Source organism: Bacteroidales bacterium (assembly GCA_035342335.1).
Classification (GTDB): Bacteria; Bacteroidota; Bacteroidia; order Bacteroidales; family JAGONC01; genus JAGONC01.
Map to the genome: position 1 here is coordinate 68952 of DAOQWY010000012.1, position 21232 is coordinate 90183.

At 48.3% G+C, this 21232-nt stretch carries 13 protein-coding genes and 1 riboswitch; of the genes, 7 read left to right on the forward strand and 6 right to left on the reverse strand.

Annotated features, from left to right (window positions below):
- Positions 1–50: 50 nt before the first annotated feature.
- The 5 genes from PKI34_07740 to PKI34_07760 form a co-directional block, all read right to left on the reverse strand.
- A complete protein-coding gene (locus PKI34_07740) occupies positions 51–1487 on the reverse strand; it encodes a hypothetical protein (protein ID HNS17695.1) in 1437 nt (478 codons plus the stop codon).
- Between the two features lie 190 nt (positions 1488–1677).
- Positions 1678–3048 (reverse strand): TolC family protein, encoded by a 1371-nt coding sequence (locus PKI34_07745; protein ID HNS17696.1) that lies wholly within the window; start codon positions 3046–3048, stop codon positions 1678–1680.
- A gap of 5 nt (positions 3049–3053) precedes the next feature.
- Complete coding sequence (locus tag PKI34_07750; protein ID HNS17697.1) at positions 3054–6113, reverse strand: efflux RND transporter permease subunit; 3060 nt, start codon at positions 6111–6113, stop codon at positions 3054–3056.
- Positions 6110–7135, reverse strand: a complete 1026-nt coding sequence (locus PKI34_07755) for an efflux RND transporter periplasmic adaptor subunit (GenBank protein ID HNS17698.1) — start codon at positions 7133–7135, stop codon at positions 6110–6112. Before PKI34_07755 ends, PKI34_07750 begins: the two co-directional genes overlap by 4 nt.
- Before the next feature lie 61 nt (positions 7136–7196).
- Positions 7197–7808, reverse strand: coding sequence for a TetR/AcrR family transcriptional regulator (locus PKI34_07760; GenBank protein HNS17699.1), 612 nt, complete (start codon positions 7806–7808; stop codon positions 7197–7199).
- Between the two features lie 250 nt (positions 7809–8058).
- On the opposite strand from PKI34_07760, the gene PKI34_07765 reads away from it, so the two are divergent.
- From PKI34_07765 to PKI34_07785, 5 genes are all read left to right on the forward strand, one after another.
- The gene (locus tag PKI34_07765) at positions 8059–9159 is read left to right on the forward strand and encodes an ATP-binding protein (GenBank protein ID HNS17700.1); all 1101 of its coding nucleotides are present in this window, start codon (positions 8059–8061) and stop codon (positions 9157–9159) included.
- A 202-nt stretch (positions 9160–9361) separates the two neighbouring features.
- Positions 9362–10759 carry an amino acid permease gene (locus tag PKI34_07770; protein ID HNS17701.1) on the forward strand — a complete coding sequence of 466 codons (1398 nt, stop codon included), beginning with the start codon at positions 9362–9364 and terminating at the stop codon, positions 10757–10759.
- Between the two features lie 309 nt (positions 10760–11068).
- Positions 11069–12418 carry an ATP-binding protein gene (locus PKI34_07775; GenBank protein ID HNS17702.1) on the forward strand — a complete coding sequence of 450 codons (1350 nt, stop codon included), beginning with the start codon at positions 11069–11071 and terminating at the stop codon, positions 12416–12418.
- Positions 12419–12630: 212 nt separating this feature from the next.
- Complete coding sequence (locus tag PKI34_07780) at positions 12631–13551, forward strand: SH3 domain-containing C40 family peptidase (protein HNS17703.1); 921 nt, start codon at positions 12631–12633, stop codon at positions 13549–13551.
- The gene (locus tag PKI34_07785; GenBank protein ID HNS17704.1) at positions 13548–15428 is read left to right on the forward strand and encodes a hypothetical protein; all 1881 of its coding nucleotides are present in this window, start codon (positions 13548–13550) and stop codon (positions 15426–15428) included. The genes PKI34_07780 and PKI34_07785 overlap by 4 nt, the downstream gene beginning before the upstream one ends.
- A 42-nt stretch (positions 15429–15470) precedes the next feature.
- On the opposite strand, the gene PKI34_07790 is transcribed toward PKI34_07785, so the two are convergent.
- Complete coding sequence (locus PKI34_07790) at positions 15471–18383, reverse strand: T9SS type A sorting domain-containing protein (GenBank protein ID HNS17705.1); 2913 nt, start codon at positions 18381–18383, stop codon at positions 15471–15473.
- Positions 18384–18498: 115 nt separating this feature from the next.
- A riboswitch (Fluoride riboswitch) is annotated at positions 18499–18562 on the forward strand.
- 154 nt (positions 18563–18716) lie between these two features.
- On the opposite strand from PKI34_07790, the gene eno reads away from it, so the two are divergent.
- Both eno and PKI34_07800 read left to right on the forward strand, forming a co-directional pair.
- Positions 18717–19997: a phosphopyruvate hydratase gene (eno, locus tag PKI34_07795; protein ID HNS17706.1), complete on the forward strand. Its 1281-nt coding sequence runs from the start codon at positions 18717–18719 to the stop codon at positions 19995–19997.
- 48 nt (positions 19998–20045) lie between these two features.
- On the forward strand, positions 20046–21206 hold the full coding sequence (locus PKI34_07800) for an MFS transporter (protein ID HNS17707.1): 1161 nt from the start codon (positions 20046–20048) through the stop codon (positions 21204–21206).
- Positions 21207–21232 lie beyond the last annotated feature (26 nt).

The window sequence follows — 21232 nt, forward strand, 5'->3', positions numbered from 1 at the left end:
CTGCGAGATTCAGAATATATAAGGATTGTGCAGGAATTGATTCCCATGATTCAAAAATCGGCGAGGGCGCCAGCGACAGATGCCCATGACCAACCCTCCAGCTTCGAAAGGTCAGCGCCCACCGTATTTGCACTGGCAGCTACCAGGGTGACATACGCATCGGAACCACCTTTGAAATGATCAGTCATGCTGGCACCGGTGGGCAGGGTGGCCTGAAGATTTGACGCAACCAGCCCGACAGGATTCAGATCGAAATCCTGTCCCTCTGTCACATTAAAGAAATAGATGGAGGTCATCTCAACAATGGAGTTGTCATCAAGGTCAACAAGACCATCTGCACCGGAAGCATTGACCGATCCGTTTTTGATCAGGTGACCCGCTTCCATGCTGCCTTCGGGGCCGTCAAGTTCAAAGCATTCGTCACCGGGACTGATCACTGCGAAATTATCAAGGGTTCCGGCCCATGACATATCGGTGTCAATAGCATCGTCACCTGCATTCCAGACAATGGCATTTCTGACGGAAACCGTTCCACCGAACCATTCGATACCATCATCCTGGTTGCCAACGATCTCAATGTTCTCAATCACCGTTTCTGAACCAACACCTCCAAGGGTAAGTCCGTTGATCTCGTTGCCCTCTCCGATATTGGCTCCTCCATGGCGGATGGAAACATATTTCAGGACACCTGAATTATCAGCACCATTGGTGCCTCCGTACAATCCATTCGGATCCGAAGCCGGTATCCCTTCGATCTGCATGGATGCAGCATCAGCAGAAATGGGGGCATTGCCCAGGATGAGCAGACCACCCCACAGGCCGTTCAGATCCGGATCAAGGTTGGGGCTTGCGATCTCGCCCGGCATGATCTCATCGGCGATCGATGTAAAAATGATCGGAGAGTCCGCTGTACCTTCGGCCAGGATCCTGCCGCCGCGTGCGATAAGCAGTGCGGTGGCGTTGGCACCTGTTCCCGCCTGTCCCTTGACTATAACACCAGGCTCAATGAGGAGCGTGACGCCGCTCACCACGGCAATCCGGCTTTCCAGGGTATACACCTTTCCGGATTCCCAGGTGGTGTTTTCGGTAATGTTGCTGGTGACCGGTATGATCACTTCCTCTTCCATCACATCCAGCACCGCAGTGGCCGAACCCTTCTGGCTGGCTTTGTCGGTTACGGTGAGCACTGCACTCCCGGCACCATCATCTGTACCTCCGGTGAAGGTCACAACGACCGTTCCGGAAGTGGCACCAGGCGATGCATCGGTCCTGATGACGGCTGTGCCGTTGGTGGCAGTGACCACGGAGGAACTGTAGCCTGCTTCGGCGTTGAAACTGAACGTCAGGTCAATCACAGCACCCGTCTCCACCGTCTGGTTTGCAGGAGCTGTAACCAATGGGACCTGGAAGATCGGATCTTCTTCATCGTTACAGGAGGTAATCAAAATAATCGATGCCGCAAGGGCAAGCAAAAGGATCTTTTTCATAGGATTCATGAGGTTTGGTTAAATGTTGCGGCAAAAGTAAAACCCCAAGGTTAAGCATATATTAAGCCTTGTTTAGGAAATAATTAAGATTGATATCGGATATTCCTGATAAACATCAGGACAGGCGCCTAATCTATTAATCGGATATCAGAAAAGGGATGACATCCCCTGTTACTGGATGTCATCCCTTTTATTGACCGCTCCTTCCCGTCACCTTCAGGTATTCCGCCATTTTCACACGGTAATCGCACCGTGCGTCGGTCAGCTGATCAAGTGTGGACTGAAGGATGGCCTGGGCCTCCAGCAGATCGGAAACGCCGATGATTCCGGCATGGTAATGATCGGAGTTGATCTTCAGGTTCTCCCTGGCCTGCCCGATAGCCTCCTCCGCGATCCTGATCCTTTGCCAGGACTCCTGCAGATCGGTCCAGGCCTTTTCGATCTGAAGCTGCAACAAAGTGGCCGTATGATCGGCATTGTTCTGCGCAATCTCTTCCTTGAGCTTGTGCTCCTTCAGTTTATACGACCCTTTCCACCAGTCCGACAACGGGATGGTGACCGTCCCGAATGCCATCAGCTCATTGTTCCAGTCACCCTTCCAGCCATTGTCCATGCCATAGGTAAATGCCCCGACACCGATGCCCACCTGAGGCAGGTACTCCCCGAGTTTCATTTTGGATTGCAGTTTCTCGGCCTCCACGCTTTTCTGTACAAGTTCATACTCGGTCCGGCTGGCCAGAGCTGACTGAGGGTTTATATACAGACTGGCCGGATCGGCCATCAGACCTGCTGAATCCGAAAGCGTCATCTGAGGATCAAAGGGAATGCCCAGATGCTGACAAAACGACAGGATAGCAAGCTTGATCCCGTTCTCAAGCTGTAGCCTGTTCATCTTCAATTCGCTCTGCTTCAACGTTACCCTGAGCACATCATTGTAATGGATGAGCCCGGCTTTCTGGGCAATGTTCACATCCTTGTACAATGTATCCAGCAGCCGTTCGTATGCCTCGATCGTTTTCATCTTCTCCTTCAGGGAAGCGATCTGCCAGTACTGCTCCTCCGTTTTGAACAGTGCCTCCCGGGTCGACAGGTCAATCTTCTGAGCGCTTACATCGGCTCCCAGGCGTGCCAGGTGGTTTCCATTAATGATGCGTCCGCCCGAATACAGAGGCTGGACCGCCGTCACGGCCGCGGCCGTCAGATCTTCCATCATCCCCATCGAAACACCCGGAAAATAGGCAAACTCCGTGGCAAAAGGCAGTGTCATCGGATCCCCGTTGTAAACCGGGAGGTTCCCGCCGGGCATGTCAATGTTCAGCAGGGGATCGCTGAACCGGACTGCGAAGCCAAGGGCGCTGATCGTGGGGAAATAGTTGGTGAAGGCTCCCTGTTTGATTTTCTGCGATGCCTCCGCCTCAAGGGTGCTGTTCCTGATCTGGACATTGTTTTCCAGGGTGATCTTTTTACAGGAATCCAGCGAGTAACTGTTTTGGGCTACTGCAGGAAGGCCGAACTCCATCACCCCGTAGAGGATCGTGAGAATATATAGTTGTTTTTTCATTGCTTTTAATCATTTAGTTTCCAGTAAAGAACCGGGAGAATGGTAAGGGTCATCAGCAACAGGAAGATCCCTCCCGCAAAGATCACCATCCCCACAGGTGCCCAAAATGAACTGCCCGACAGGATCATGGGGGTTACACCGACAAAGGAGGATGCTGAAGTTAGAAAGATGGGTATCATCCTTCGTTTGCCTGCATCGTAGGCGGCATCCCGGGCCGACCACCCTTCAACAGTAAACCTCTGCTCGGCATGCTGGAACATCAGGATCACATTCCTTACCGTCAGTCCAAACAACCCAATCAGCCCGAGCGCGGAGGTGATTCCAACCGTATAATTCCCGATCCAGAGGCCGAATACCGCGCCGAACAGGAACAACAATAACGTAAACAACGAAAGGAAAGTCAGTTTGAATTTTCCGTAGGTGAACAGGAAGAAAAGGAAGATGATGCCAAAGGCTGCAATGATCGCGTAGATGACCGGCGACAGGTTCTCCCTGTTGTATTCAGGTTCACCTCCCACCTGATACGTTATCCCCACCGGCAGCGAAGGTTCAATTTCGTTTTGGATGATGTCCTGGATATCGGAAAGCATTCGCGACGGAATGACATTCCTTTTGGTATCGGCTGTCACCGTAATGGTCCTCATTCCGTTCCGGTGGACGATTTTATTCTCACCCCACTTCGGCATCACGGATGCGATCTGCCGCAATGGAACACTGACCGAAGGAACCAGGCCTGTCACATACGTGTCTGAAAACGCTTCCAGCGTGGGTTTACCCTCTTTCTCCCGTGCCCTGATAACAACCGGAATGTTTTCGTTTTCCTCCGTAACGGAACCTATTTCGAACTTACCCGTTGCCAGCATCAGGTTGGCGGATGCAATGGCACGGGTTACCCCAAGCCGCGAGGAAGCTACCGGATCCAATTCCACCTCCATTATAGGCAGCCTCTCTCCCCAGTCGGTGTGAACATTCGTAAGGTCCGGCATCTCATTCATCCTCGCCATTAAATACCCGGCAGCCTTTTTCAGGTCTTCGGTGTTTTCGCCCTGAAAACGGAACTCGAACGATGGAACATACTGAAAATCGATCTGCTTGAACTTGACGAAGGCATTCGGGAAATAATGTGCATAGCGATCCGTGCATTCATTCAGCATGGCCTCGGTCTCTTCTGGAGAGCCCGTATTGACGATGAATTGGGCATAGCTGTCGGAAGGCATCTGGGGCGCATAGGAAATATGGAAACGGGGTGAGGACATCCCGACAAACTGCGTTACCGATTTCACCAGGGAATCTTTCGAAAGAATGAATCTCATGGAATCAGCCACTTGTCCCGTGCGGATTATCGGGGTACCGTCAGGCAAACTGATCTCCACGGCAAACTGGTCGCGCTCGGCAAGGGGATTCATCCTGAAATTGATATGAGGTATGATGAACAACGAGGCAATTATGGATACGACACCTGCTGTAACTGTCATCCACGGATGTCGGAAATTCCAATCAAGTAGTTTTACATAAACATCGTGAGCCTTTTCCGTTATCTTTTTCGTCTCCCTCCCATTTTCCCCCTTCCCGGATGGTTTGATAAAAACGATCTCAAGAATGGGCAGAATGGTTACCGACAGGATCAGCGACATCAACAGATTGATGGTGAAGGTGAAAGGAAAAAAATAGATGAATTCGAGCATCTGGCCATTGAACAATATTAACAGCGGATAGAAAATGATACAGATGCAGAGTGTTGCAAGAAACATCGGCAAAAAGTACAGATGTGCACTTTCAACGGCTGCATCCCTTGGTTCATACCCGTTTTTGAGGCAGTGAATATATCCATCTATCATAACCACCGAATTATCCACCGTCATTCCAAGCACCACCACCAGAGCTGCCAGGGTCACCGTATTCAGAGGTATTCCGCACAGGAACATGATCCCAACCGAAATGAAGGTATTCAGGGGGATAATGATGGCCGCCACCAGTGCCGACCGGAACGGGAAGAGGATCATCATCACCAGAATGATCACAATGATCGCAATCATCAGGTCGCGGAGGAAGGATAACACCGAGCTTTCCACAACATCCGCCTGGTTGGTGATCGAATGGACGGTCACATCATCAGGCAGATGGTTTGCTTTGTAGGCTGCAATGGTTTCGTTGACATCCTTTCCAAACCTGACGATATTGTAGCCTTCTCTCATTTCGACAGAAAGAACCAGGCAGGGTTGCCCGTTGAAGGTAATATGACTTCCACCTTCAGGATATTCCCTTACGACGTCTGCTACATCCTTCATCCGTATCATGTTGCCTTCGGGATCGCTGAAAATGATCTGCTCCTCAACCTCCCTGACGGAGCTGTATGTTGGCTTGAAATGGATCGGGATAAGCACTTCATCGTTTTCAAGCCGATCTCCGGGAGCCAGCGATTGGCCAAATACTTCCCCCAGTAACAGCTTGTCACTGATCCCATAGGAAGACAACTTGTCCCGGTCTGCATAAACCGTTACCTGTTCGTCCTTCATCCCATAGAGCCGAAGATTGGAAACAGACCTGATGGGGCGCAGCCTGTGGATCAATTCATCGGCATAGCCTTTCAACTCCCGGTAGGACCTATGGTCGGATCCGATGGAGATCAGGATCGCCGATGTTTCACCAAAATCGTCCTGTGCCACAAGAGCCACAACGCCCGATGGCAGCTGCATCTTCAGGGTGGTGAGACCATGCTTGATCTTCGACCATACTTCGTCTTTGTTCCTGACATTGTCATTCAGCTCGACCATGGCATAGCATACACCGTTTTGTGAGGTTGTGGTCGAAAAACTTCTCTTGACTTCAGGGTAGGAAAAAAGAAATTGCTCCAGGGGTTCGGCCAGCTGTTTTTCAACCTCCTCGGAAGTTGCACCGGGGTATAAACCGACAATGATCCCCTGCCGGATCGTATATCCGGGAAATTCCTGTTTGGGCATTACCCTAAGTGCAATGATTCCGAGGATGACCAGCAATATGACTAGAAAAATGACGATGGACCGATGCTTTATCATCCATTCAATGATGCTGTGCCTGCTTTTCATTGTCCAATGATTTTATCTCCTTCGCTGATCTTTTGATAACCCTCTGTCACGATCCGGTCCCCGGCTGACAATCCGCTGGTGACCTCAATCCCGTTTCCCCTGACGGTACCGGTGGTGACCATGACGCGGCTGGCAACTCCTCCCCTGTCGCACCATACGAATTTTTGACCGTCGGCCATTGACTGGATGACTGCAATGGGTATCACGATGCTCTGCTGCACATCACGATCAGGGTGAAGTTCAACACGGCAAACCATCCCGGGTAACAGCTCCTTCTGAGGATTGAGCAGAACGATATGTGCGGGATACGTATGTGAGACCGGATGGGCCGAAACACTTTTTTCTATCTTCTTTCCTTCAAATGATTGATTGCCAAGAGCTGACACCGTGATTGTTGATTGACAGACGGCCGGAATGGATGCGATTTCGTTCTCCGGCACGGAAAAATTGACTTTGACCGAGCTGATGTCCAGTATCGAAAGAATAGCCTTTCCAACCACTGCATACTCTCCGGCTTCGGCCATTTTTTCCCCGATCACACCGGGAACAGGAGCATACAGGGAACAATTTTCGAGATTATTTTTTGCGATTTCATAGGATGATTGAGCCTGCTGCAGTTTAGTTTCGATTTCAACCATCTGTATCTCGGGCAAACTTCCCTCGTTATGCACCGATTTAAGCCGGGTGTATCCGTCACGGGCCTGCTTCAGCGTAGCTTCTGCCGCTTCGAACATGCTCTGCGCCGAAGCAGGATCAAGCCTGGCAAGCAACTGTCCGCGGGAAACGTAAGTTCCTTCGGCAACAAAAATTTTCTCGATCATGCCCGGGATTGCAAAACTGAGCGCAATGGAGGATATTTCTTCAACAGCTCCCACATAGCTCAGTATGCTGCTGGTAGTTGTTTCTTCGACTGTTTCAATCTTGACTTTCATTGCCGGTCTGATCACAGATTCATCCGTTCGGGGATGTTTACACCCTGTGATCAGGGCAATGGACACAATAAGAAGGAAGATATTTCTCATATTTTTAAAATTTAACGGATGATCACTTTCTAAACATACGATCCATTGGGCACCCGATCAGCTAAAGATCATGGTCGTTCCTGTTTATTTTTTTTAGAGTATTATAAAATTCAATCATTTGATATTTAAATAGTTGCAGAGTATCCGAGGGTGAATGTTCCCTGAAAAGGCTGGCAGCGACGCCGATCGCAATAGAGGTTAGGTTCAGCGCCGTCAGGGATGTGTCAATATCCGCCCGTATTTCACCGTTTTTAACTGCTTTATCGAGGATGGTTTTCAGATGGTCGGTCCCTAACGCATAAAAATGCCTTTGCTCATCCATATAACCCGGGTAGTGCCTCAGGGCATCGATCAGGAGCGATAGAAAATTAACCGGGATAAACGGCTGGTCGTCGATGCAGATCGTTTTCAGGATCCTGCTGACATAGTCAATGATGGCCTGAACATATTCCTTCAGCGTAATATCCTCTTTCACCTGGATCAGGCCCACCAGTTTCAGGTACTTGTCGATAACGGCCTTGAACAACTCCTCCTTGTTCAAAAAATGATGATAGAGAGCTCCTTTGGTCAGCCCCACCGATTTGCTGATATCCTGGATCGAAACGGCTTCATAGCTATTGTTCAGAAAAAGCCGGTAAGCATGGTCAATGATGATTTCTTTGGTTTCAGTCATAAGATTGCATACTAAACGTTCGGGAGGTAAAGATAATGCAATTTGGTACATCCTGAACGTTCGGTATGTAAAATATTGAAATTTACTCATATACCTCACCCTCGTACATTAAGGTGAAAAACAATTATTACGATAATATTTATAGTCAACCATTAATATTAACGCGAAATTTAGTGGTCATATAAAATATCAGTATATTTGTACGAAATATACTATGATCTCAATGGTTCCGAGGCTTTTATTAAACGAAATGTGCGCAAAGATTCTTTCTTCAGGTAAGGTAGTCATTCTGTTCGGTGCACGTCAGACAGGAAAAACAACCCTGTGCAACCAGGTGATCGAAAAACTTGGATTGAGGACATTTATGGTGAATGCAGACCAGGCAAAATACCTCGCTGTCTTTTCAGGTAAGGATCTTGACAGGATGCTATCGCTGACCGAAGGTTACGAGATGCTCTTTATTGATGAAGCGCATCGGATCCCTGATATTGGTTTGAACATTAAGATTCTGCACGATGAGGTGCCTGGTTTGAAAATATTGCTGACAGGTTCATCATCCTTTGAACTGAGCCAAAAGGTCACAGAACCACTGACTGGCAGAAAACACGTGTACCAACTGTACCCGGTTGCAACCTGTGAATTGTCATCGTACATGAATGCATTCGAAATCAATGAAACTCTTGAAGACACGCTCATATATGGAAGTTATCCTGAAGTTTTCACAGCAAAAAACCATCAGGACAAAACGGAGATTCTTGAAGAAATCACTAATTCCTACCTTTTTAAGGATGTTCTTGAAACAACTACCATTCGGTATCGTTTCCTTTTGAGGGATCTGTTAAAGCTGATTGCCTTTCAGATTGGATCAGAAGTATCGCTTCACGAGTTGAGTAAATCATTGGGCATCAGTCGCGAGACGGTGGAAAATTACCTGCGTTTAATGGAGGAATCCTTCATCATTTATCGTTTATCGGGATTCAGTAGAAATCTCAGAAAAGAGATCTCTAAACTGGACAAATTCTACTTTTACGACCTGGGTATTCGTAATTGCCTGATCAATAACCTGAATCCACTGGATACCCGTAATGATCACGGTCAACTATGGGAAAATTTCATCATCACGGAAAGACTAAAATACATATCCTACAAAAAAATGAAATCGTCGGCCTATTTCTGGAGAACCTATACCGGTGCAGAACTTGATTATGTGGAAGAAAGGGAGGGAAAATTATTTGGTTATGAAATCAAATATAAAAAGGACAAGGCCAGGATTCCGAACGCATGGAAGGAAACATATGGTGGGGAATATCAGTTAATAAACAAGAGCAACTATTTATCATTTATGACATAGGCTTCACCACCTTCCCAGGTCATCACTCCTCCAACCGGAAACTGGTTCCCGCCAATGGGAAAATCCCGTTGAGAATTAATGACCCCACTACCCTGTCTTCTTATCGTAAACCTATTACGAAACTGCGGCTTTTAAACATTGGAGCAACCTGTTTTAATTATAACTTTACCGGTGAACTTTTTTAAAGATTCACACCTTCCTTATGGCGAACCAAAGGAGTTTGATCAGGACGCTTGGTCTGGGATATGTGATTATTTTTGTTGTTGCAAATATCATTGGATCAGGCGTATATAAAAAGATCGCTCCCATGGCCGCCGAGCTCCACTCTTCGGCGTGGATACTCCTGGCTTGGATCGTCGCTGGGATCATTACCATCTTCGGCGCACTGAGCAATGCTGAAGTTGCCGGATTGCTGGCCGATACAGGCGGAGATTATGCCTACTTCAGAAAAATCTATAATCGCTTCTTTTCCTTCCTCTACGGGTGGTCGCTGTTTGCCGTCATCCAGACGGCCACCATCTCCTCGCTGGCCTATGTCTTTGCCCAGTCGCTGAACAGCATCATTGCCATTCCCGCTGGTATTCCATCCCTGCAGGATTTCACGATAGGAGGCGTATTCTTTCCTTTTCAGGATCTTGGAATAAAACTGACGGCCATTACCCTGATCTTGCTGCTGACAGTCCTGAACATTACGGGTCTGAAAAGTGGCGCGAGGGCAAGCAAGATCATTCTGTGGCTGGTCTTCACCGGCCTGTTTGTGATCGTTTTTTTCGGTTTGGGCCATGCGGAAGCAAAACCGGCCAATTTTCCGGACCTGGGAGAGCTGACCGGCAGAACCGTTACCATCTCCTCATTTTTCACGGCCATGCTGGCTGCTTTCTGGGCCTATCAGGGATGGGTGTCGGTCGGATACATCGGTGGAGAGGTTAAAAATCCCAATCAAAACATCCCCAAAGGAATCGTTATGGGAGTTTTTGTGGTGATCTTCATTTACCTGCTGGTGAATGTAACGTATCTCTCCCTTTTATCCATTCCCCGGCTGGAGCAAATTTATGCATCCAGCAACCAGATAGCGGCTGTTGAAGCGGTCAGAAGTTTCTGGGGAACCGGAGGTGTTTTATTTATTTCCCTGCTGATCCTGTTGACGACCCTGGGATGCACCAATGCAAGCATCCTTACCGGTGCCAGGCCCTATTACGCGATGGCGCGCGACCGGCTTTTGTTTCCCGGTTTCGCAAAACTGAACAAATCCAGTGTACCCGGAAATTCGCTGCTGTTGCAGGGCATATGGGCTTCGGTGCTGGTTCTGTCAGGATCCTTCGACCAGCTGACCGATATGATCATCTTTGCCGTATTTATCTTCTACGGAGCCACCTCCCTGGGGGTGTTCATCTTGCGCCGAAGGATGCCCGATGCCCACCGTCCGTACAAGGTCTGGGGGTACCCGGTCGTTCCGGCTTTTTATATCCTTTTTTGTATCTATTTGTTTTTCAATACGATCATAACCCGGCCACGCGAAGCAGCCATCGGTACGGTCCTGATTTTAGCCGGCATTCCGGTCTACTGGCTACTGCAAAGAAAATACTCTAAGAAAGAATGAAAGTCGAAAGTAAAGAAGTCGTATGATTGATGAGCGCTTACTTCTCAAATGATTGAAATCCCAAAATGTACATGGCATTTTAGGAATTTCTGCTATCCCAAAAGGCAAACTATAACTTACGAAATTGATTAATCTCCTAAGCACATTTCTTAATTTTGAGAAAAAGTTGATTTATGCCCAAAATTTATAACACTTTAGAAAATAACCCCTTGGTTGGATTGAAATAAACATTGGATTTTATCGTCAATTAGGATATCAGGTACCGAATGGAAAAGGAGTTGGAAAACGGGAAGGAGGAAACTAATGAAAATGAACAGGGAATCACAAAATATTGAGTGGAAAGCATCCTGGCGTGACGAACACTTAAAATGGATTTGTGGTTTTGCTAATGCCCAGGGAGGCATTCTATTTATAGGCAAGGATGATGCTGGACAGATTGGGCATTTGCCCAATGCCCGAAAACTATTGCAAGACATCCCTAATCAGGTTAGGGATTTATTGGGTTTGATGGTGGATGTGAACCTACACACAGAAAGGAGTATGGATTATCTGGAAATCATAGTAGAACCGTACCCTTTTCCAATCAGTCTACGGGGAAAGTATTATTATAGGTCAGGCAGTACATTACAAGAACTTAAGGGTTCGGCCCTGACAAAATTTTTATTGCAGCAGCAAGGCAAAAAATGGGATGAAGTGCCGGTTCCGAATGTTAGTATTACCGATTTAAAGAAAGATACATTCGACTTTTTCCGAAAAAGGGCGACAAAAAGTAAAAGACTGGACCCTGATGATTTGGAAGGCACCAATCAGGAACTGCTCGAAAGCTTAAATTTATTTCTGGAAGAAGAACAAATGCTCAAACGCGCAGCAGTGTTATTGTTCCATCCAAAGCCCGATAAATACATAAATGGAGCTTATATCAAAATAGGTTTTTTTGAGTCGGATGATGATTTGAAATTCCAGGACGAAGTAAAAGGAAACCTTATAGAGCAAGCAGAAATCGCTTTGGGATTACTTAAAACAAAATACGATAGGGCGATAATTTCTTATCATGCGGGTGCTCGTGAGGAAACATTTACATTCCCTGAAGAAGCGGTAAGAGAGGCATTGTTAAATGCACTGGCTCATAAAGATTACAGTAGTGGGAACCCCATACAGATAAGTGTTTACACGGATAGGATCATTTTTTGGAATGATGGTCAACTGCCCGAGAATTGGACAGTTGAAAAATTAATCCAAAAACATCCATCCAAACCATTCAATCCTAATATTGCCAATACATTTTTCAGGGCGGGTTACATTGAGTGCTGGGGTCGTGGTACCATAAAAATTATCAATGTTTGTAAGATTCACAAATTAGCTCCCCCTATATTTTCTTACGAACCGCCTGATTTTCACATTGAGCTTATTAAATATACTGACAAAGGGCTCAATCAAATGGGATTGAAAGAGGAATTGAGAAGAATTGTACTGCATATCCAGGAGCATGAATCTATTACTAATTCTGATGTCCAATTACTATGTGGAGTAAGTAAAGCCACAGCTTCCCGATATCTGAGAGAACTTGAAGGGCTTTTCTTTGAAAAAATTGGCACGACCGGTGTTGGAACAGAATATGTTCTGAAAGGGCTTACAAAGGGCTCAAAAAAGAAGCAGTAGACAAGGTTATTCATTATTAAATATTGTTTTTCAGATATATAGAAATTGATTAAAGGACTCGTTAAGGGCTCAAAATCGATATAACAAAGGGCTCAATGAGGGATTAAGTGAGGGATTAAATATGCTTATGTCAATGATTTAGAAAAAAGTGACGAATTGCTTCAAGTACTGATCCTGATAATTAAACAGTTAGGGAAGTTAATACTCAAAAAGTGGAGAGGAATATCTCAAAAAGCGGGCAGTCGCAAATAAACCAGAACAACTCCTGGGCACTGGCCACATTGTCGGTTTCGAACATGCGTGCCTTACCGGATGATACTTCGGAACTGGTGTCGCAGGTCATGATGGGAACGCCTCTTCAAGTGACAGCGTACAAGGATAAATTCTACCGGGTCGAAACACCCGAGCACTATTTTGGCTGGATGGACGCCAAAGGGTTGCAGCTGCTCACGGAACAGGAGATGGGATCCTGGAAAAAATCGGACCGTTTTTTTTACACCAGGATCTCAGGCTTTGCTCACGATACTCCAGGCAGCAAAGATGACGCAGTCACCGATCTTGTTCTTGGCGATCTGTTTGAAGTTGAATCGTCCTTCAGGGGATATCTTAAGATGAAGATTCCCGACGGACGCACCGGATACGTGCGGAAAGCCGACTGTATCCCGTTTGATGACTGGACCTGCCCGGAGCCGGATGTCAGATCGCTCCTGTCGGTAGCCCGGCAAATGATGGGTTCGCCCTACCTGTGGGGAGGAACCTCCAGTAAGGGGACCGATTGTTCGGGTTTTGTGAAGCTGGTTTATTTTTCCAGTGGGATCATTTTGGCTCGTGATTCATCGCAGCAAGCCCTGTATGGCGAACCGGTTGATTTCAGCGACCTGAACAACCTGCAACCGGGTGATCTGCTCTTTTTTGGATCTTCAGCACAACGGATCAGCCACGTGGGCATTTACCTGGGAAAAGGCGATTTCATCCATTCCTCAGGCAGGGTGCAGATCAGCAGCATCCTACCCGGCGATCCTAAACACGATCCCAGCCGGATAAACATAGCTGCCCGCAGGATCCTGAGTTCGCAGAATACAGAGGGAATCACCAGGGTGAAAGATCATCCGTGGTATACCGTCACGTTATGAGCGCACGAATTTTTCATATACGAATGCTCGGAATGGCTGTTCCATTCCTGCTCATCGGATTCGGTTCCTGTGTCAACCACCGTGCGGGTAACCCCGAAGCGACATCTCCCGAAAGACCGGAACCGGAAACCGTAGTTGAGGCGGCCGACCCGTACGATCCAGTGAATGCCATGCTGATCCTGCCCCGAAATCCCGTCCCCGGGGAAGGATTTCGGATCCTGGCCACCGGGGGAAGGAATATCCCGAAAGCGAAGATCACGGTCAGCGGTCCGGCGGGGGCTTCAGAATCCCTGCACAGCAAAACCGGCGAGGAACTTCCTTACTGGCGCATCGACGATTTTGCCGGAAGCCCTGCCGGGAACTATAAGGCCATCCTGATCGTGGATAAAGAGGAGGTGAGCAGCCTGGAATTTGAGATTGCCCAGCCGCAGCCGGCCCCCCAGAAAGGTACGGTATGGAAGACCATGAGGGGGTGGGATGCCGGAATGGAGACCCTCTATTCGGCCTGGATCAATGCGTTGTTCCAGGGATGCGATGAAAAGACCTCCTGGCCGGCTCTGCATGAGGTGACCAGGGATAAGGACCGTAATTTCCTTTACAATTACCTCTCCAGAGGAGAAGATGATCCCGGCAGTAAAAGCAGTGTGGTCATGGAGCCCGACTGTGCCGATCATCCATTTTTTCTGAGAGCCTATTTTGCCTGGAAACTGGGACTTCCTTTTGGTTACCACGTGTGTGACAGGGGCTGGCTGGGCAAAAGTCCCGGAACCGGTCAATGGATCACCAATGCAACTCCCTCTTCAAAGAACGATCCGGTGGCGTCATTCAACTCCTTCTTACGATCGGTCATGGATGGAGTTCATTCGGGTACGGCCCGTACGGCACTCGATAACGAGCAATCCGATTATTACCCTGTACCGCTTGCACGGGAAGCCCTGCGCCCGGGTACCGTCTTTGCCGATCCTTACGGTCATACACTGATCCTGGTCAGCTGGGTGCCGCAGACCAGAGACCACCCGGGACTGCTACTTGCAGCAGATGCACAGCCCGATAACACCATTGCGATCAAGCGGTTCTGGAAAGGGAATTTTCTGTTCAGCACTTCCGAAGTGATCGGGGAACCCGGATTCAAGGCTTTTCGCCCTGTCGTGTTTGAGGATGGTAGGCTGCGGCTGATGAAAAACGACTCGCTGGCGGCAGTGGCCGGTTTCGCACCTTTTTCGCTGCAGCAGAAAAACATGGCAAGCGAGGATTTCTATCTCGCCATGGAACGGTTGATCAATCCCAAGGGGCTTGATCCTGAAGATGCCCTGGCGGACCTGATCCAGGCACTCCACGAACAGCTCCTGGTGCGTGTCAAATCGGTGGCCAATGGTGAAGCTTATCTTCAGGAACATCCTGGAACGGTCATTCCCATGCCATCCGGTGCCAACGGTATTTTCCAGGCCGGTGGGCTGTGGGAAGATTACTCAACACCCAACCGCGATCTGAGGCTTCTGATTGCCATGGATGCCGTGCTGGATTTTCCGGAAAGGGTGTCCCGTTCACCCGAAGACTTCAAAATCTCAAAATTAAGTGATCCTGAAAATATGGCAGAAAAACTTCAGTCTCTCCTCGACAAGGAGGTTTCCCGGCTCACCATAACCTACATTCGTTCAGATGGTTCGCCCCAGGAACTGAAGGTATCGGAGATCCTTGAACGAAAGGAGGCCTTTGAGATGGCTTATAATCCTAACGATGGCATTGAAATCCGCTGGGGTGCACCTGAGAACAGTGCTGAAAGGGCGACTTGTCATCGCCGGGCTCCGGCAAACCAGCAAAAAACGATGCAATCGGTGCGGAAGTGGTTCCAGCAAAGGCTGCATCCTCCCACGTGAGAGCAATCAAATCAATTGTGAAGCTTTTCAATCAACACGCTCCTATTTTATGACGACCACCTTAGCTGATGCAATCGCTCCATCCGTCAGCACCCTGATGGTATAGATGCCGGGAGTGATCCGATCGATCGGGAAGCGGAAATGATTTTCTCCGGCCATGGATTTATCATTGTATAGAACTTTAACTTTCTGTCCCTCAATATTATACAATTCAATGATCGTGTTTTTGCTTACCGGGGTTACCAGGGTCATCTCAAGAATTTGATGCACCGGATTAGGAAAAACCTTCAGGTTGCCCGTACTGGAAACAGTTTGAACACCCTGGGGTGCCAGCGCGGGGCCACCCATGGTGATCATCGATCCATTGGCCGCCAGGTCGTGATCGCCCCGCTGCCCGTCGATAAACCGGAGGTTGACAGATCCCTGGTTCAACGTGGCCCCTGTGTTGTTCTGGAGTTTAAAATCATAGAATACGTCTTCTGTTGCCTCTGTTGATGGCCTGCCATAATTGACGTATGTATCGTAATCAGCTGAGCCCTGAACAAAGAAATTTACGTCTGCTGAGGAAAGGCCTGCCGGAAAATGGAGTGAAAATTGAACCATATCGTACGGAAAAGCATAACCGGCAGGCTGTCCTGCGGGTACCGCAACAGGCTCCACATCAACGAGAGGAATCAATTCTCTGGTATCACTGACGGTGGCAAGGGTCACGTAGTTTGTTTGTGAGAACGTCTTCAGTGAAGCTGCATTGGATTGCATCCAGTCGACGATGCCATCAGCATTGCCGTCAAAACCAGGATCACCTTCATCAAATCCCCATTCTTCAGGGTCGGGGATACCATCGCTATCTGTATCAGGAGCAGTGATCGGAGCTGTCACAAACTCTTCCCTGTACATCAGGTACCCATCATTGCCATTACCGCTTCCATCCAGGGTTGTATGGCTGAAATCATAATACGCTGCCAGGCCAGGTTCATTGCCCTGAAGGGAGCGATACATTTCCTGCTGGATTTCAAGTTCTGTTCGCGCACGATTCCATAAACGAACCTCATCCACCATACCATTAAAACCATACGTATCTCTATTGGGTGTGCCGATGAAAAGCACCCCATCGCCCACCACCATTTCGCCGGTGACCGAAGCGGTTTGATCCAGCGTACCATTGACGTAGATCCTGAAATTATCATTGCCTGCGTCCTTATCATAGGTCATGGCAATATGAGTCCAGCTACCTTCAGGTACGGAACGCTGGCTGTACATATTTGAAATGCCCGAAGTTGTTGTTATTCCGGCAGAGACCAGCCTTTCGCCATGGGTGGCCAGCTGATAGGCGCTTGGGGAATAAACATACGTCGTATTATCCTGTTTTGAAAGAATGTGTGCCGATTTCGGTGATCCGGCCTCCGGGTTTATCCAGGCTTCAACTGTCAGTTCATCAGTGAAATGCAAACTGGCTGATGAAGCCACAGCCATGTTATCCAAGCGGTCGCCTCCGTAAACATAATTGAGCTTCAGGGCTGCTGCACCCTGATGCCCTGGAATGGGATCAATGCGCTGATAAAAGATGTCATCATAGGCGTAAACATAACGGCCCTGCACGGCAAAATGCAATGCTCCGCCATTACCTGAAAAAAGCCGCACGCGGTAGACCAGATCGTTGTACCAGGAAAAACGTGTCGCAATAGAAACAGGCTTTGTATACGTATTTCCTCCATCGGTTGTTTTCACGTAACCACCCGGTGCCCAGACAACATGAAATGTCTGACCGCTTGCATCCGAGCGGTCAGCCGTTCCCTGTGCCCATGCTCCCGAAGCAATGTAGGGCATCTGGGGAGCAGTCAATTCTTGTATGTCGGAGAACGATTGTCCATGGTCAGATGAAGACATTGTATAAATACGGTTTGCATTGGTTTGAAACAGCACATAAACGAAGTTTTCAGCGGCATGAACGGTTTGCATTCCGCTGAGAGGTATTTCTGTGCCCGTAAAGTAATCTTTCGTCAGGTTTACCACATCATCCCAGGAATTCCCGCCATCAGCAGAATGCCTGAGAAGCAGATTAAACTCCAGGTCTGCATCAACAGCCGGCCAGATCACGTAAACATGACTTCCGGCAATGGCTGTTTTGGGACCATAATCATCAACGTACTGCAACGGGTAAGTAAGATGATTTTCCGCTGACGGAACGGATATCCGTGTGCTTTTGACGGAAGCTCCCTCATCGTAGAATGCCAGAAAATACAGGTTGCCGTAAACCAGTCCGTTGTACCACGAAGTATTCAGAATGAGTGCATAGGCGTCATCCCCGTCCCGGACAAGGTCTTCCATGCCCCAGGTAGCTTCCTGAGTGTATCCATACTCTGAAATTGAAAAATTGCTGCCACCATCTGTTGAGTTCAAAAAATAAAAATCTGCCTGTTGCTCCGACCAGTCCTGAATTCCAATGGTAAGCCCCGTACCGGAGGAGGTGATGAAGAGCCGGTCAGTCAGTCGGTTGGCATTAAAAATCACACGGGGTTCCTCAAAAGAGGCTCCGCCATTTAATGAGCGTATGTAATAAACATCTGACATATTCACATCTTCCCGATGTAGTGTGTAGGCAATGTGCACATTGTTACCCTCAACGGTCAGTCTTTTTGATGTGAAGGCAGTTGGGAAGTAAGGGTATACACCGCCGGCCAGCAGTACTTTTTCCTCCCAGGTGTTCCCGTTGTCAGCAGAGCGCCGGTAAAATAATTTGTAAAAATAGGCACTGTCGGCAATCCAGATGGTGTGAACCGTATTGCCGGACACAACCAGTTCATGCGCAAAATCCTGAAAACCAGGTATGGAAGCCCCCTGTCCTTCGGAAATATTTTTAGTCCAGTAGGATAATTCAGGTTGCTGGGCTTTAACTGCTGTGCATATGAAACAAAGGATGCAAATCAGAACGGTCAGGTGTAGAATTCTTTTCATCACTTAAAAGGATTAATTTGGGGTGAAATCAATCAAAGATAAAATATTATTAAATCCTATTTCATTTCTTTCATCAAGTGCAACAAGAAGCATCTTCATCCGATAATTTTTTACCTTTGTCACTGGCTATGGAGTTAGCCCTGACCCGCCCTGAAAAAGCTGATAACTCCTACACGTTACTTTTTATTCAGTATTAGAATTTGCATCAGCATTACGCGTATAACCAATGATTTGAACCAGCTCCTGAAGTTCACTACTGATTCGTCAAAACAACCAATGAAATCTGTCTGTTCACAATGATCACCAACTTAGTAAATCTAAATTTCAAGTACTATGAAAATTTTAAACGTTGAAGCAATCGAAATCCTCGATTCCAGAGGCAACCCCACAGTAGAAGTCAATCTTGTCCTGGAGGATGGCGCATCATCCCGGGCCATGGTTCCAAGCGGTGCATCCACCGGTGAGCGCGAGGCCTGCGAGCTACGCGACGGTGACAGGAAGCGCTATGGCGGCAAAGGTGTCCTGAAAGCGGTGGAGAATGTAAATGCGATCATCGCCGGAGAAATTGAAGACAAATACTTTGAGAGTCAGCGTGAACTCGACTATTTCATGGTCGGACTGGATGGCACGCCCAATAAAACGAAACTGGGTGCCAATGCCATCCTGGCCATTTCCATGGCCTATGCCCGGGCCGAAGCCATGAGCGCTGGAATACCCCTGTACCAGTACCTGGGCGGCAGTAATGCCCATCTTCTGCCTGTACCCTGCATGAACATCATCAACGGCGGGAAACATGCCGACAACAATGTGGATTTTCAGGAATTCATGATTGCGCCCCACGGAGCTTCTTCCTTTAAGGAAGCCATCCGGATGGGTATCGAAGTATTTCACGTCCTCAAATCAGTTCTTAAGACCAAAGGATACAGCACGGGTGTGGGCGATGAGGGAGGGTTTGCACCCGACCTGAAATCCAACGACGAAGCGGTGGAGATCATCCTCGAAGCCATCACCAAAACCGGATACAGGCCGGGAGAGGATGTCAGCATCTGCCTGGATCCGGCTGCCAGCGAACTCTGGGAAGACGGCAGGTACAAATTGTTCAAAAGCACCGGCAAGTTCATGACCAGCGATGAAATGATCAAACTATGGGAAAACTGGGTAAGGCAGTACCCGATCGTTCTGCTGGAAGACGGCCTGGCCGAAAATGACTGGACGGGATGGCAGAACCTGACGCAGGCGCTGGGTAAGAAAATTGAAATTGTGGGCGATGATATTTTCTGCACAAACAAGTCCATCGTGGAAGAAGGCATCCGGAAAAATGTTGCCAATTCCGTACTGATCAAGCTGAACCAGATCGGGACGGTGACAGAAACGCTGGAAACCATTGAGCTGGCCTACAGGAACGCGTACAATTGCTTTGTATCTCACCGCAGCGGAGAAACGGTTGACAGCTTCATTGCCGATTTGACGGTGGCGGTGAATGCGGGTCACCTGAAGACCGGAAGTGGTTGCCGCGGGGAGCGCATCGAGAAGTTCAACCAGCTCATGCGCATTGAAAACGAACTGGGCAACGCATCGCGCTTTGCCGGCAAGAAGGCATTCAAAAACGCCTGAGATCCTTCAGGAGGGTCCGGACCATACAGTATTCTCCGTTCTTAAAAAATGAAAATTTTTAAGAAGACACCCTGGGCCTTTGTGATTCTGATAGGCATCGTAAGCTTGTTTGCTGATATGACCTATGAGGGAGCCCGGAGCATCAGCGGCCCTTTTCTTGCCATGCTGGGAGCAAGCGCCACTGTGGTCGGCTTTGTTGCAGGATTCGGAGAATTTCTGGGGTACGGTTTGCGGTTGGTTTCGGGGATCATCAGCGATAAAACCAAAAGGTACTGGACCATCACCTTCATTGGATATGTCATCAACCTTTTGGCTGTTCCGGCCCTGGCACTGGCCGGGAGCTGGCAGATGGCAGCCGTGCTGTTGATCCTGGAGCGAACGGGCAAGGCCATCCGTAATCCATCGCGGGATGTGATGCTTGCGCATGCCACAGCTTCCCTTGGCCATGGTAAGGGATTTGGGATCCATGAAGCCCTCGACCAGATCGGAGCTGTCACGGGGCCACTGATTGTCAGTTTCGTGTTATTCTTTTCCGGAAGCTATGCAAAGTCATTCGGTGTATTGATCATTCCTGCGTTACTTGCTTTAACGGTGCTGGTCGTTGCACGGATCAACTATCCGAAAACAGAACAGCTTGAGGGAAAAGGAAAGACTGACAGGCCCATCGTTTCCAGGAAATTCTACCTCCTCTACCTGGCAGCCGTTTCATTGATCGCAGCCGGATTTGCCGATTATCCACTCATCGCTTTTCACTTTAACAGAACCGGACAGGTCACCACAGAGTGGATCCCTGTAATGTATGCCGTTGCGATGAGTGTTGATGCGCTGGCTGCGATGATTCTGGGGCGGTATTTTGACCGATATGGAATTAAAATATTGATCTTCAGCACACTATTGGCCTTGCTTTTCGCCCCGCTCGTTTTCCTCGGTAATTTTTATACGGCGCTGGCCGGAATGGTTTGCTGGGGTATTGGCATGGGCGCGCAGGAATCGATTGTCAAGGCTGTTTTGGCCAGTGTTTTACCTGCTGAAAGGAAGGCGACCGGTTTTGGGATTTTCAATGCCACGATTGGATTGTTCTGGTTCCTGGGCAGTTTTTTCATGGGGTGGCTGTACGGCATTTCCATTGGCTGGCTGATCGCTTTTTCAATGGTCATTCAAGTGGCTTCCATACCATTGTTTGTGAAGCTGAAAAACTTTAAGGGATGATATCTGATCCGCAACGTTGATGAAAT